Source organism: Barnesiella sp. An55 (genome assembly GCF_002161555.1).
In the GTDB taxonomy this organism is placed as follows: Bacteria; Bacteroidota; Bacteroidia; order Bacteroidales; family Barnesiellaceae; genus Barnesiella; species Barnesiella merdipullorum.
On sequence record NZ_NFHZ01000011.1, the window covers coordinates 65,966 to 79,954 of the forward strand.

Below are 13,989 nucleotides of genomic sequence, written 5' to 3' on the forward strand. Positions count from 1 at the left end.
TAATGTATTAGTAGGTAAACTTTTCTATACGCAGTTGTGTAGAAAAAGAAAAAGACTGTGCCAAAACTTATCGTCCTGGACACAGCCTTTAATCGGCCGCGTGAATAAGTGTCTTTGCGGTCGGTCCCCTTTTTAAGCTGTCAGTCTCAGCGGGGGTATTTTAGAGAGCCCACTCTGAGGGAGTACATTGTTGCTTTACCTCGTTGTCAACAGTCGGGAAGAAGGTAAAGCCGGTCTGTTGTTCGATATATTCAACCGATTTGCAATAGTCGGTGCTGAAGGTCTCGGGGTAATCGTTGCGATGCTCGAGCCAGAACCCGATAGCTTTCAATTCGCTGGCTTCGCACTGGCCAATGGCTTTGCCGGTATTGCCCGTGCGAGTGCGTAAAATCACCTTGAAGTAGTGCGTGGGCACGGCACACAGTTTGGCCGCAGGGTCGTAGCTGTCGTTATAGTTACCGTCGTAGGTCGAGATGTATCCATCACCAAAATAGCAGCCGGTTACTACGTAGAGCGTATCGGTGCACATATTGTTGCGAATCTTGCTCTCGAGCGATTCCCATATGCCGCTGTTGAAGCTGCTGTTTTGGGGAGTCATGTTCGAGGCATAGAAGGTGTGGCTGTTCAGTTCGTCGTTTACGGTGCGGTCGCCCGAAGGAATCTGGTGCCCGCGCGAGTAGTCCTGGTAATAGCAATAGGGGTTGCCATACAGCAGTGCCTGGAAGCTGGCATCGATGAGGGGGTCGGCCGCCCAAGCTTCGGTGCGGCCACTGTAGCCCCGGTAACAGGCGTGCAGCGGATAGGCTACCCACAAGGCCGCATGTTTATCCCGGTCGAAGAGCAGCGTATAGTTTCTCACCCGCTGCCCGTTTATCGAGCCATAATGAGTCACAACCAGGTCGTTGGTGCCGTAAACGGGCAACTCGGCGGGCGGATAGGCGATGGTGGAGCCGAAGTCAATGACCTGACTCGACGGGTCGCCATTGGTCAACCGCACATCGTCGATGCGCATCATATTGGCCCCGCTTGTGGTCCTGAACCGTATGCTGAGGGTACCGTTGCTCGAGCTCTCTTGCAGAGAAAATTCGCTGGTCGTCAGCTCCCAGTTGTTGTTCAACGGGCGGGTGTAGTCGAGCGAGACCCACGACGAGCCATTGCCTACCTCGACTGTCAGGTCGGTATAGTCGAACATCTTGTTTTCCGAGCTGCCGAATTGCAGCACGAAGTTACGCTCTTGGCCCACCTCAATACCGTTGATGGCGATGAAGCTACCGCTTTTGTTGAAATAGAGGTTGTTTTTTCCCGAGGCATAAGGCTTGTAATCGGCCGACGGGTTATAGTCTGAGTTCCAATCGCTTCGTACCGACACACTCATCTGGTCGTAGGTTTCGTTGCCCTGTCCCGTGCCCGAGCCGTTTTTCCAGCCGTCGAACTGGTCGAGGTAGGGCCAGTAGGTGTTTTTCACGGCAATCTCGCGGTCGAAATCGTTGTTGTAGATAACCGTGCGGTCGGGGACGACTACGGCCGCCTCGCGCGACACCGTCACTTCGCGGGTGATTACTTTTTCTCCGTCGCTTTGCGGCACGGTCGAGATGGTGAGCTTGCAGCTTTCTCCCACGGGTGCATCGCTGATGGCGATCGAGCTTTCGCCGCTCGAGCCTTTACTGCGGTCTATGACCAGGGCGGGGGTGCTTGTCGTAGCCTCCCACGAAGTATTTGAACTGACGGTCACGACGTTTTTCGAAGCGTCGTTTTCATCGAACGTCAGTGATTCGGGCGATACGGTAAGGATAATCTCTTCGGGGGTTGTTCCAGGTACTTCGGGCTCCTGTTGCTTCTCTTCGCTACAAGATCCAAGTGTGAGCAGTAACCCCACGATGTAAATGAAAGACTTTTTCATGGATGAAATTAAAGCATAAATTTAAGGGCAAAAGTAGTCGGGATGAGGAAAAAACAAAGAGCAATGCGTCAAAAATTCAAGTCAAATTGTCAAAAATATAGACGGGAAGAACTCCTCGGATATCTTTTATGTAACCTGGTATATATGAGGAATTGGTCTGTAAATGACTTTTGCTCAGTGTCTTTGGTTACGAAACTCAGAAGGTGTTATCCCCTCTTTCCTGCGGAAAAAGGTTGAGAACTGTCCCACGCACTCAAAATTGAGTTCGAAAGCAATTTCGGCAATCGAAAGAGACGAAGAGGTGAGTAATTCTTTTGCTCGAGCCAGTTTCACCTGTTGTTGGTACTGGCCGGGAGAAATGCCGCTGTATCGTTTGAACTCGCGGCGGAATAGAGAATATCCTACATTCAGTCTTTCGGCAATACGTTGTGGCGACAAATTTCCACTGCGATCTTCCTTCATCATGATTCGGGCCCGGTTGATTACATCGACCATGACGCTGTCGTTGAACGAGCGGTTCAGTTCTTTATAATAGACGCTTCCCAACAGATGTAGTACGATGCTCGATATGATTTGTTGGAATCCGGCTTTTTCCCGTTCGGCCTTTTCCATGATTTCGTGATACAGGTCGATGATTTTGTCGTCGGTTCCTATTTTGAACAGGCAATGGTCGGGGGTGAAGAAGTGACTCTTGACCCGGTTGTCGATGTGGCATCCGCGGAATCCTACCCAATGTTCGTCCCATCCGGTCTGTGGGTTGGGATAGTATTTGTGCCACTCTCCAGGAAAGAGTAGCAGCATGGTGCCGGCTTCGATGTGCGTCATTGGGCAAGAACGGCTGGTAAAGAATCCTTCGCCTCGGGTGATATAGACCAGTTGGTATTCGTTGAGGGTGCGTTTCCCTTCGCTCTTGAAGTTGTAGCTGTCGGGGTGTTTCGACAGGGGATAGCTCTCGTGAGGGGCGACATACTGGTAGCCTACCGTCGTAATAACGATACCCCACTCTTCGTCGCGAGCATTGACTCGCAGATATTTCAGTTCGTCGCTTTGCTGTCGTACCATATCTATTCTCACTCTAACGGGTCAAATATAGATATTCTTTGGGTTATATCAAAATAGAAAGTTTTTATATCAAAAACATCAGCCGATTATATATGTATGATTCTACTTTTGCCGCATAAACTATAAATTATCTTGTATTTACATGGAAAACACAGCCTGTATTGCCATAGACTTGGGAGCGACCAGTGGTCGTGTCATTTTTGCAAATATGTCGCAGGGAAAACTCGATATGGAAATCCTTTGCCGGTTTCCCAACGAGATAAAAGTAATCGAGGGTCGTTATTATTGGGACATCTATTCTCTTTTCGATTCGATTAAAACCGGTTTACGGATAGCTGCTTCCCGTGGGTTGCCCGTCGCTTCGATAGGTGTCGATACGTGGGGAGTCGATTTTGTAGGTGTTCGGCCTGACGGGTCGTTCGCCTCGTTGCCCCGTTCCTATCGCGATCCCTATACCGACGGGGTCCCCGAAAAATACTTTGAGCATATTGATCGGGAGGAGGTCTATCGCCTCACGGGAATACAGTTCATGAATTTCAATTCGCTGTTTCAACTCTATGCCGTCCGGCTCGAAGGTAGTCTTGAACCCGAGTCGATACGGCGTATCCTGTTTATGCCCGATGCCATCTCCTATCTGCTCACGGGGCGAGAGGTATGTGAATATACCATATTATCGACCTCTCAATTGATGAATCCCCGTAAGAGGCAGATCGAGAGCCGGTTATTGGAGCCGCTGGGATTGTCGGTCGAGAAATTTGCTCCGGTCGTCTGGCCAGGGCAGGTGATAGGCCCTCTCTCCGATCGGGTGAGAACCGAAACCGGTTTGCCTCCTCTCTCTGTGATCGCGGTGGCCGGTCATGACACGGCATCGGCCGTGGCAGCCGTGCCGGCAGTAGGTCGAAACTTTGCCTACCTCAGTTCGGGTACCTGGTCGCTTATGGGGATTGAGACCGATTCGCCGGTGGTGACCGACGAGGCCTATCGCATGAACTTTACCAACGAAGGCGGCATCGATGGAACTACCCGATTCTTGAAAAACATTACCGGGTTGTGGCTGTTGGAGCAGTGCCTCAAGCGATGGAAAGATGAGTCGGGTACGGTCTATACGTATCCGCAGCTTGTGGCCATGGCACAGACTGTGGAGGAGAACGACAGTTATGTCGATCCCGACGATGTGGCCTTTGCCAATCCCCGGTCGATGCCCGAAGCCGTAGCCGACTATTGTCGTGCACACGGCATGAATATACCACAAACCCATGCCGAGTATGTGAGATGTATCTTGGAGAGTTTGGCTCTCAAGTATCGTTATGTACTGTCGCGCCTGCAGCAGATAGCGCCGTTTCGCATCGAATGTGTGCATGTGATTGGTGGCGGGTCGCAAAACGAATTGTTGAACCGTTTTACGGCAGCCGCCACGGGAGTGCCTGTTGTAGCCGGTCCGGCCGAGGCTACGGCGTTGGGCAATGTGCTGGTACAGTTGAGAGCACTGGGGGTGGTATCTGATCGCGATTCGATGCGTCGGTTGTCGGCCGCATCGGTGTCGTTGAAACGTTACGAGCCCGATAATAGCGCTTTGTGGAACAAGAAGTACGAGGTGTTCAAAAGGAATTGTAATCTGTTATAAAATAGGAGAAGTATCATGAAGAACGAACAAGCTGTAAGGGCAGCCTTTGAATATGCTGCCGAACGTTATGCCGCCTTGGGGGTGGATGTGAATGAGGTATTGAAAAAGATGCAAGGTATATCCTTGTCGTTGCACTGTTGGCAAACCGACGATGTCTCGGGGTTTGAAAATCCCGACGGGCAGTTGACCGGTGGAATTCAAGCCACAGGTAACTATCCGGGCAAAGCCCGTAATATTGATGAGGTTCGGGCCGATCTGCTCGAGGTGAAATCGCTGCTTCCCGGGTCGCATCGCATTAACTTGCACGAGATATATGGCGATTTCGGGGGAAAGAGAGTCGATCGTGACGAAGTGACTCCCGACCATTTTGCCAGTTGGATGCAGTGGGCTCGGGAAAATGGGCTTAAGCTCGACTTTAACTCCACTTCGTTTTCGCATCCCAAAAGCGGTATGCTCACCCTCGCCAACCCCGATGAGGCGGTGCGTGACTTTTGGGTCGAGCACACTCGCCGATGCCGGTGGATAGCCGACGAAATGGGCCGATATCAAGGTGATCCCTGCATCATGAACTTGTGGATTCACGATGGGTCCAAAGACTTGACGGTCAATAGGCTCTACTATCGCCAGTTGTTGGAACAATCGCTCGATCGCATTTTTGCTACCGAGTATGCTCACATGAAAGATTGTATTGAGGCCAAACTCTTTGGTATCGGAGCCGAAAGTTATACGGTAGGTTCGTATGATTTTTATCTGGGATATGGAGTGAAGCATCACAAGATTGTGACTCTTGACACCGGTCATTTCCATCTGACCGAAAGTATTGCCGATAAGATTTCGTCGCTGTTGCTGTTTACGCCCGAGATCATGTTGCATGTGAGCCGACCCATCCGCTGGGATTCGGATCATGTAACCATCATGAACGACGATACCCTCGACCTGGCTCATGAGGTGGTGCGGTGCGATGCGCTGTCGCGGGTCCATATCGGGCTCGACTATTTCGACGCTTCGATCAATCGCATAGGAGCCTATGTAATAGGTGCTCGGGCTACTCAGAAGTGTTTCTTGCAGGCATTGCTCGAGCCGCTCGAACAGTTGCGCAGGTATGAGGCCGAGGGCCGATTCTTCGAGCGTCTTGCATTGCTCGAGGAGTGTAAGAGCCTGCCGTGGAATGCCGTGTGGGACTATTTCTGCCTGATAAACCAGGTGCCTGTGGGTGAGGATTATGTGGCCGAAATCGAGGCCTATGAAAAGAAGATAACTTCCAAACGGAGATAACGCGCCATGGATATTCTTGTAGGTTTGCTCATTATTGCTGTGGGAAGTTTTGGCCAATCGAGTTCCTATGTTCCCATCAACAAAGTGAAGTCGTGGAGCTGGGAGAGCTTTTGGCTGGTCCAGGGAATATTTGCCTGGCTGCTGTTCCCGCTTTTGGGGGCTTTTCTGGCAGTGCCTCGGGGTAGTACACTTGCCGAGTTGTATGCCGGAGGGGTGCCCTGGCTCTCGGTTCTGTATGGTGTGCTGTGGGGGATTGGAGGTCTCACCTTTGGGTTGAGCATGCGATACCTGGGTGTAGCGTTGGGGCAGTCGGTTTCTTTGGGAACTTGTGCCGCCTTCGGGACACTATTGCCGGCTCTGTTTGGCGGGACCAATTTGTTCAGAGGCGAAGGCCTTGTCTTGCTGATTGGGGTGTGCATCACGTTGGCGGGAATCGCGGTTATCGGCTATGCCGGCAGCCTTAAGGCCCGTCACATGAGCGATGAAGCCAAACAGAAAGCCGTTCGAGACTTTGCTTTTACCAAGGGAATTCTGGTAGCTCTGCTTGCCGGTGTCATGAGTGCCTGTTTCAGTCTTGGGCTCGAAGCCGGCGGAGAGGTGCAGCAAACGGCCCGCTCTTTGGGTGCGCTCGATTTGTTTGCCTTGAATCCGGTTATCTTACTGGTGACTCTGGGTGGATTTATTACCAATGCCGCCTATTGCCTATGGCAAAATGTCAAGAACCACACCGGGAAAGAGTATTTTTCGGTACCAATATCGATAGGTTTCAACAATCTGTTTTACTGTGCTTTGGCCGGTTTGCTCTGGTATTCTCAGTTCTTCGGGTTGGGTATGGGGAAGAGTTTCTTTAATGATTCGCCGGTGATGCTTTCGTTCTCGTGGAGTATTTTGATGTCGCTCAATGTCCTATTCAGCAATGTGTGGGGTATTGTGCTGAACGAGTGGAAAGGTGTAGATCGCCGCACGATTGTGGTACTGATAGTCGGTTTGCTGATTTTGGTTTTCTCGACTCTCTTCCCCAACTTGATTCATATAGGATAACACATTATTAAATAATAAACTTCGAAAAGAGATGAAACGAATGAAAAACGATAGACTCGAAAGTCAGATCGCTCAGGTAGCCGAGGTCGCCGGCTATCTGTGGCAAAGGGGGTGGGCCGAGCGAAACGGTGGCAACATCTCGGTCAATGTGACCGATCTGCTTACCGAAAGCGAAAAAGCACTGCCGGCTATTTCGGAGTCTTATGCTCTGCCTAAAACCATGAAGTGGTTGAAGGGTAACTGTTTTTTGGTAACCGGGACCAACCGGCGTATGCGGTATGTGGCTTCGCAGCCTATGGAGAATATGGCCATTATTCGTATAGACAATGCGGGTGATACCTATGAAATTATTGCCGATAACCCGGTGCGACCCACGTCGGAACTGCCGTCGCACCTGTCGATGCACGACTACCTTAAGGGACAGGGTATCGACAACAAGGTGGTGTTGCATACACACCCTACCGATTTGGTTGCCATGACCCATTATCGTCCGTTTTTGCAACCCGATGTATTGGGTAAGCTGCTGTGGTCGATGATTCCCGAGACTCGGGTGATAGTGCCCAAAGGCCTGGGTATCGTACCCTATGAACTGCCGGGGTCGATGGCTTTGGCCGATGCAACTATCCAGTTGCTCGATCGTTACGATGTGGTCATGTGGGAAAAGCATGGTGCATTGGCCGTGGGGAGCGATGTGATCGAGTGCTTCGATATGATCGATACCCTCTCCAAATCGGCTCAGATCTATTTGCAGGCCCGGGCTATGGGCTTCGAACCCGAAGGAATGACCGAGGCTCAGTCCGAGGAATTGCGCAAGGCTTTTCACCTGTGTTAGGTCCGAGAACTGTATATCTAATATTTGCGATTTATGGCCGCCCCTCATAAGGGCGGCCTATTTCTTGGTAGGGGACAAAAGACTTATGGAATAATTGGGGGCATATATTTTAAATAGAAACATCGATAGAAATCTATTTGTCGGCAATCTTTCACAGCAACTATGAATAAAGGGTTTTGGTGAGCTTTTTAGCAAAAATATGAAAGTATAATATTAAGTATTTTCGTTAAATATGAACTTTTTTGAGGTATTATTGTTGTAACAAATACTAATTTGTTGTAATTTTAAGGCGAGGTTTAAACCAGAATAAGGGTACTGGTCCTAATTTAATAATCTAAATTAAAGGGGACTTTGATAGGTATGTATGGATTGTAATTAAAAATAATGAATTTAGTAATATAAAAAATAAAAGGGGAAAATAATCTTTTTATTCATAGAACTATATACTTCATAATAACACATAATAAATTGTATGAATAGAGGTATAAATCTAAATATTATTATAACCGTGTTGTTTATGGCGGTTTGCCTGTTGGCTCCGGCGCAAAAGGTGGCCCTCAAGAGCAACTTGTTGAGCTGGGCGACGGCTACTCCTACCCTGGGTGTGGAAGTGGGGTTGGCCGACCGCTGGACACTGAATACACATGTATATTATAATCCGTTTACGTTCAAGGACAACCGCAAGTGGAAGCACATTCGTGTACAACCCGAGGTGCGTTACTGGCTTTGCCAGAAGTTCAACGGGCACTTTTTCGGGTTGCACCTGTTATATACCCACTTCAATGCGGGGCAGGTACCTTTTTTGTTTGGTGCGTTTCCCGATGTTGATAAGTATCGTTACCAGGGTAACACCTACGGTGCCGGTTTGTCGTATGGCTATCAGTGGATTTTGAGTCCCCGGTGGAGTATCGAGGCCTCTGTGGGTGTAGGTTATAAATACAATACCTATGATTATTACGAGTGTCGCACCTGTGGCAACAAGGTGGGCGATGGCCATAAAGGCTATTTGGCTCCCACCGAAGCCGCTATTTCCATAATCTATATACTGAAGTGACCATGAAGAGATATATCATATTCCTGCCGATATTCCTGTGGGCAACCTCTATGGCTGGAGCCGAGGTGAAGATCGACGATGCGTCGGTGCATCGCTCGGGCGACAGTGTGCGTGTAGATTTCAAGATGACGATTCCTTCCCGCACCGTAGGGTCGGACTATGTGCAACGGTTTACCCCCGTAATCAAGAACGGGAGCGACTCGGTGGCACTCGACGAAATCGAGATTGTGGGAAAACGCATGCAGAAGTTGCGCCGCCGGGAAGAGGTGCTCACCGGGAAAAAGTATGAGGTGACTCCCTACCAGGCTGTCAACGGGAGCGAATTGCAATATGAGGTGGTTGTGCCGTATGAGTCGTGGATGGGCGATTCGCCCGTTGCACTCACTCTGGCCTGTGAACGCGAGGGATGCTGTCGGGTGTCGCCGATGCCCGGTATTGCCGTGTGCCGCGATGTGAGGTTGCGCCCGCCCTACGAGCCGGTGGTTGCTCCGGTAGCCGTCGAGCCCAGTGTGGCCGAGCGGTTGGCCGAGGTCGAGCAGGTGCTGTTTCCCATGACTCAGTATGAACCCTATTCCGAGTCGATGCAGGTTTGGCGCGACAAGGGAGCTTTGAAGGTATATTTCCCGCTCGACAAGTCTGATTTGAGTCGCGATTATCGGGATAATGGCAAGACACTCGACAAGATAGTCGATATCTTGAAACAGATTTATGCCGACGACCGGTCGGATGTGGGCAAGATTCTGATTGTGGGTTTTGCCTCGCCCGAGGGTCCCACCCGCCGCAACGAGCGGTTGGCCGGTGCCCGTGCCCAGGTGCTGAAGGAGTATGTGAACCAGTATCTCAATTTGCCCGACAGCCTCTACGAGGTAGCCAACGGTGGCGAGGCTTGGGGAGAGTTGCGCGATATGGTCGAGGCCAGCTCGTTTGACTGCAAAGACAAGATGCTGCACATTATAGATAATACGGCCGACTTGGGTCGCCGTGAATGGTTGCTGCGCCAGCTCGAGGGAGGCAAGCCCTTTGGCGAGTTGTTGCGTTCGGTATTCTCCGACCAACGTAACTCGGGATATATGCGGGTATATTATACCTCGGAGCCCGATTCCAACGCGATAACAATCAACGAGGCCCAGCGGCTTATTGCGGCCGGGGATTATGATGGAGCCATAGCTCGGCTCGAGCCTATCCAGGACGATACCCGCAGCCTCAATACTTTGGCTACGGCCTATTATCGCAAAGGCGACAAAGAGCATGCGCTCACCTTGTTTAAGAAGGCAGCCGAGGCTGGCGACGAAACTGCAAAACAGAATATAAAAAATATAGAAAACGATTATTAATCACTTAACAAAAACAGTTACAGAGATGAAAACGATGAAGACCAAATGGGTAAAAGCCGGGACTGTGATGTTCGCGACTGCCCTGATTCTGTCGTCTTGCTCCAATGAAGAGGTAACCCCCAGCGGGGCAACTCCTATTGGCGACCGAGACGCTGTAAAAACCAGTTTCTCCTTTGCAATCCCTTCGCCGGTATCTCGTGCCACGGGCTCTGATGTTCAGGCCGACGGTGCTTTCCAGGGTATGAAAAACCTGCGGTTGATGCCTTTCACTGACCTGGAGGGCGATTATGTAGGAGCCAATTCGGTATTGGCCGGCCTCACGCAATTGACCGATCGCTCGATTGCTGGCGGGCAGACCGATATCGTCGAGACCTTTAACGATGTAGCCATTCCTGCAGGCAATATCGCATTCCTGTTCTATGGCGAGGCCAATCACAATGCCGACTTCAACGGTGCGCTGGTGATGACTCCCGATGCTTCGGTTACGGCAATGAAGCCTACCGACATTGCTTTCTCGCTCAAGAATATTGAGGAGGAAGAATACACCGGTGGTCAATATGCGAATACTGACGAATTGGCTGATGCCTGGAAGGCCAACGTAACCGATGCCCTGAACACCTGGATTGAGGGGTTGAGTGGGGCTGACAAGGATGCCGCCACCGAAGTGCGCGACAACTACTACCTGTTCAACAGTGCATCGCTCAAGAATCTGCAAATGGCTCTGCAATACCTCACGAATCAACTGGGTACCAAGCTGAGCACGATTGCAGGTGCCGATGCTGTGAAGGCTTCGGTTGACGCTATGGCTACCGAGCTGGCTTTGCCGGCCTATGCCAACTTCCCCACCAACTTGCCGAAAGGTACTTACAAACTGTCGAACGGCGAGATTGTGTTCGACGAGAACGGCCCTTCGGGTTCGGGTATCGTGGCTGCTGCTTCGCAAGCCTATAACTATCCTGCTTCGCTCTACTACTGGGCCAACGCTTATCCTGTAGCCTATACGGCAACTCCGACATTTGGTCAATGGACCGGCGGCATTTATAGCGGTGCACGTGAGGTGATTACCCCCAGCACGACCAAGATTGCCCTCAACAAGACCATTAACTATGGTGTAGCTCGTCTCGATGTGAAAGCCGCTTTCAAATCGGCCGACGGTACTGTACCGGCTGGTGAGGTGAGCGGAGCTCCTACTCATGTTACTTTGGCCAACCACAACTTCGTAGTAAAAGGTGTATTGGTAGGCGGTCTGCCCGACCAACTCGACTGGCAAATGCATCCCTCGACGGGCGACACCTATTCGAAGGTGGTTTATGATACCCGCATGGAGAGCGAATACTCGCTTACTTCGGCTGCTACTCCCGACTTTGCCGGCATGACTCCCTTCATGTACAGCCTGTTGCCCGAGACGGCCGACTGCTCGACTGGTACCACCAATCCCGGACAGACTCCCAACATCGCTTTGGAGATCTACAACGACGGTCCTCAATTCTACGGTCTGGATGGCAACGTGATACCCGAGGGAGGCACGTTCTACCTGGTAGGTAAACTCACCTATGTGAAAGATAACAACAAGACTGAGGTTGTGCGTGTATTCCAACAAGACTACAACACGACGGCCAACTTGACCATCAGCTCTTTGGCTAACGCCTACAACACGGTTCCCGACCTGATCAACCCGCGTCTGGAACTCTCTCTGGCTGTCGATATCGACTGGCAGGCCGGTCTCGTACTCGATGTGCCTCTGGGCGATTAATCGCTTGAGAATAAAAGACAAAGACTAAAAAAATTTTTTATCACTCTCCGGCAAATGGGTGAAAGCCCATTTGCCGGGGATATTCTCTCAAAAAATTGGAAAGATGAAAACAGGTGATTTGCAGCGTTGGATTGTAAGAGGAATTCTGTTTGCTCTACTGCCGTTGTCGAGCAGTTGTATCGACGACAACATGTCCGATTGTAACAATTTCACCGTGCGATATAGAATAGAACTTTCTACCCAGTCGCAAGGATTTTCGGGTAGGATGGACAACCTGAACATGCATTTTTACGATAGTGACAGCAAGTCGCTCACCTATCACAAGCATGTAGAGCGGGAAGAGATGCCGGCAGATAATGTCTATGCGATAAGCCTGCCGATGAACGATTATCACCACTTTGCCATAGCCAATATTTCGGGAGCCAGCAGTGTGAAGAACTCGGATCTCGTGGTTGAGTCGGGCAGTTACAAGTTGGCCTATGAGTCGGCTGCCGATACGGTATCGTCGCATGGGTCGGAGCTTTATGTGGGTCGCAAACAGTTTACGATAGCCGACCGCAACCAGTATGTCGAGGTGGTTTTAACCCCCTGTATCTCAAAAACCAGATTACACCTTAGTTATGGGACCAACCCTGTCGTGGCCGTGGATCACGTCGAAGGGTATGTCAATAAAACCGCAACCGGCTTTTTGTGCCGCGACAGCGTGTATGAGTACGATCGTCCCGTGGTCGTGCAGATGAATGAAACGGGGAAAGATGAAAATGGTCTGGCGCTTTTCGAAGCCATGTCGTTCCCGTCGAAAGACAAGCCCGATAGTCAGGCCTCTATTTGGGAACAAAGTGAATCGGATGAAAATTCCATCTGGAATACCGATGTCTATATAACCATAGGAAATAAGATAACACGAAATACAATCAATCTGTCCGAGCCGCTCCCCGCCGGCGAGTGTGTCGATATATACGGCGTGGTGCGTGACGATGGCAGTATTGATATTGGCCACAACTTGCAGGCAACCGTGGCGGTGACCATCGACTGGAAACCGGGTGGCAGCATCGATGTGGAGATGTGATATGATCACAAAAGGAGAGTGAATCTGTTTTGTTGAACGCAAAAAGAGTAATGTTTTGAAACGGAGATATACGATAGTAATTCTTTTGTCGCTCGTGGGGCTGTTGGTTGGCTGCGATGGCGACAACTCGTTGCAGTCTGAAGCCGCTTTGCCCGGGCCTCAAAAGACAGCGAGCATGACATTGAGTATATACACCGGCTCAAATGTCTCGAGGACCGTCGATTTGCCGGGAGACCCGGGCACTTCGCCCGAGATGCCGGGGACAATCAGGAATATCCATCTGTTCATGTGGATCGAGCCCTTGAACGGTGACCCCGCCTACATGGATCACCTCTATATCGAGGTGCCCGACAGTACGGTGTACTATGTGTTCCAGGGAATTGTCATGCCCGAGAGCACAGCGTCGTTCTATGCCATTGTCAATGCCGGAGTCCACAACGAATGGGATGCACTCACAACCGTGGGTGAGGTGCTGGCCTTGACCACTATAGCCACCCCCTCGCGCGACCTGTTTGCCGGGCAGCTGCTCAATCTCGCGGTTACCAAGGAGCAACACTCGGGCCTCATCGAGGCCGGGCTGGTAGCGGCCAAGGTCGATGTCTTGTACAACATAGGCACGGCAATTACCAATTACAATGCCAAGCCAGGGGCTCAGAAACCCAATGGCGACTGCGTGTCGGCCAAGGTCGTGTCGCTGCAACTGAAGAATGTGCCCAGGGAGGGCTATTTCTTCGATGTGCGGTCCAACACGCCCGATCCCAGCCACACTATCAATCTCTCCGGCAATTCAGCTCCGGGACAGGCTGCGTGGATAAACGGGCGCTACGACTGCTACCTCTACGACAGCGGTTCGCTCGATCTTTCACTGGTGGTGCAGAGTACCTATGCCGACGGGTACGAAAAGAACACCACCTACAATGTACATATAGATACGCCACAAGACTTGACCGTAGCTCCCTATTACTTGCTGCGCTTCGATGTGGTGGGTTTTTCACAAACAGAGTATAATTATCGGTGGACGACATCGATATAAAAGGCATTATGG

At 50.8% G+C, this 13,989-nt stretch carries 11 protein-coding genes; 9 read left to right on the forward strand and 2 right to left on the reverse strand.

The window, feature by feature from the left end; genetic code table 11:
* Nucleotides 1–160: 160 nt before the first annotated feature.
* Together B5G10_RS08070 and B5G10_RS08075 are read right to left on the reverse strand one after the other, a co-directional pair.
* Nucleotides 161–1,900 carry a DNA/RNA non-specific endonuclease gene (locus B5G10_RS08070; RefSeq protein ID WP_087424227.1) on the reverse strand — a complete coding sequence of 580 codons (1,740 nt, stop codon included), beginning with the start codon at nt 1,898–1,900 and terminating at the stop codon, nt 161–163.
* Between the two features lie 174 nt (nt 1,901–2,074).
* Nucleotides 2,075–2,962, reverse strand: coding sequence for an AraC family transcriptional regulator (locus B5G10_RS08075; RefSeq protein WP_087424228.1), 888 nt, complete (start codon nt 2,960–2,962; stop codon nt 2,075–2,077).
* Nucleotides 2,963–3,104: 142 nt separating this feature from the next.
* Between B5G10_RS08075 and B5G10_RS08080 the strand changes: the two genes are divergently transcribed.
* The 9 genes from B5G10_RS08080 (at nt 3,105) to B5G10_RS08120 (ending at nt 13,977) form a co-directional block, all read left to right on the forward strand.
* On the forward strand, nt 3,105–4,586 hold the full coding sequence (locus B5G10_RS08080; RefSeq protein ID WP_087424229.1) for a rhamnulokinase family protein: 1,482 nt from the start codon (nt 3,105–3,107) through the stop codon (nt 4,584–4,586).
* Between the two features lie 15 nt (nt 4,587–4,601).
* On the forward strand, nt 4,602–5,861 hold the full coding sequence (locus B5G10_RS08085) for an L-rhamnose isomerase (protein WP_087424230.1): 1,260 nt from the start codon (nt 4,602–4,604) through the stop codon (nt 5,859–5,861).
* Nucleotides 5,862–5,867: 6 nt separating this feature from the next.
* Entirely contained in the window at nt 5,868–6,902 is a 1,035-nt protein-coding gene (gene rhaT / locus B5G10_RS08090) for an L-rhamnose/proton symporter RhaT (protein ID WP_087424231.1), read from the forward strand.
* Between the two features lie 31 nt (nt 6,903–6,933).
* Complete coding sequence (gene rhaD, locus B5G10_RS08095; RefSeq protein WP_087424232.1) at nt 6,934–7,734, forward strand: rhamnulose-1-phosphate aldolase; 801 nt, start codon at nt 6,934–6,936, stop codon at nt 7,732–7,734.
* A gap of 517 nt (nt 7,735–8,251) precedes the next feature.
* Nucleotides 8,252–8,788 carry a DUF3575 domain-containing protein gene (locus B5G10_RS08100; protein ID WP_241147740.1) on the forward strand — a complete coding sequence of 179 codons (537 nt, stop codon included), beginning with the start codon at nt 8,252–8,254 and terminating at the stop codon, nt 8,786–8,788.
* Nucleotides 8,789–8,790: 2 nt separating this feature from the next.
* Nucleotides 8,791–10,122: an OmpA family protein gene (locus B5G10_RS08105; protein WP_087424234.1), complete on the forward strand. Its 1,332-nt coding sequence runs from the start codon at nt 8,791–8,793 to the stop codon at nt 10,120–10,122.
* A gap of 25 nt (nt 10,123–10,147) precedes the next feature.
* Complete coding sequence (locus B5G10_RS08110; protein WP_087424235.1) at nt 10,148–11,875, forward strand: hypothetical protein; 1,728 nt, start codon at nt 10,148–10,150, stop codon at nt 11,873–11,875.
* A gap of 103 nt (nt 11,876–11,978) precedes the next feature.
* Nucleotides 11,979–12,944 carry a FimB/Mfa2 family fimbrial subunit gene (locus B5G10_RS08115; protein WP_087424236.1) on the forward strand — a complete coding sequence of 322 codons (966 nt, stop codon included), beginning with the start codon at nt 11,979–11,981 and terminating at the stop codon, nt 12,942–12,944.
* Nucleotides 12,945–12,999: 55 nt separating this feature from the next.
* A complete protein-coding gene (locus tag B5G10_RS08120; protein ID WP_143241097.1) occupies nt 13,000–13,977 on the forward strand; it encodes a hypothetical protein in 978 nt (325 codons plus the stop codon).
* The last annotated feature ends 12 nt before the right edge of the window (nt 13,978–13,989 follow it).

Coding starts and splice junctions, on each gene's coding strand:
- B5G10_RS08070 (WP_087424227.1), bottom strand. CDS start 1,900: ATGAAAAAGTCTTTCATTTACATCGTGGGGTTACTGCTCACACTTGGA.
- B5G10_RS08075 (WP_087424228.1), bottom strand. CDS start 2,962: ATGGTACGACAGCAAAGCGACGAACTGAAATATCTGCGAGTCAATGCT.
- B5G10_RS08080 (WP_087424229.1), top strand. CDS start 3,105: ATGGAAAACACAGCCTGTATTGCCATAGACTTGGGAGCGACCAGTGGT.
- B5G10_RS08085 (WP_087424230.1), top strand. CDS start 4,602: ATGAAGAACGAACAAGCTGTAAGGGCAGCCTTTGAATATGCTGCCGAA.
- rhaT (WP_087424231.1), top strand. CDS start 5,868: ATGGATATTCTTGTAGGTTTGCTCATTATTGCTGTGGGAAGTTTTGGC.
- rhaD (WP_087424232.1), top strand. CDS start 6,934: ATGAAACGAATGAAAAACGATAGACTCGAAAGTCAGATCGCTCAGGTA.
- B5G10_RS08100 (WP_241147740.1), top strand. CDS start 8,252: ATGGCGGTTTGCCTGTTGGCTCCGGCGCAAAAGGTGGCCCTCAAGAGC.
- B5G10_RS08105 (WP_087424234.1), top strand. CDS start 8,791: ATGAAGAGATATATCATATTCCTGCCGATATTCCTGTGGGCAACCTCT.
- B5G10_RS08110 (WP_087424235.1), top strand. CDS start 10,148: ATGAAAACGATGAAGACCAAATGGGTAAAAGCCGGGACTGTGATGTTC.
- B5G10_RS08115 (WP_087424236.1), top strand. CDS start 11,979: ATGAAAACAGGTGATTTGCAGCGTTGGATTGTAAGAGGAATTCTGTTT.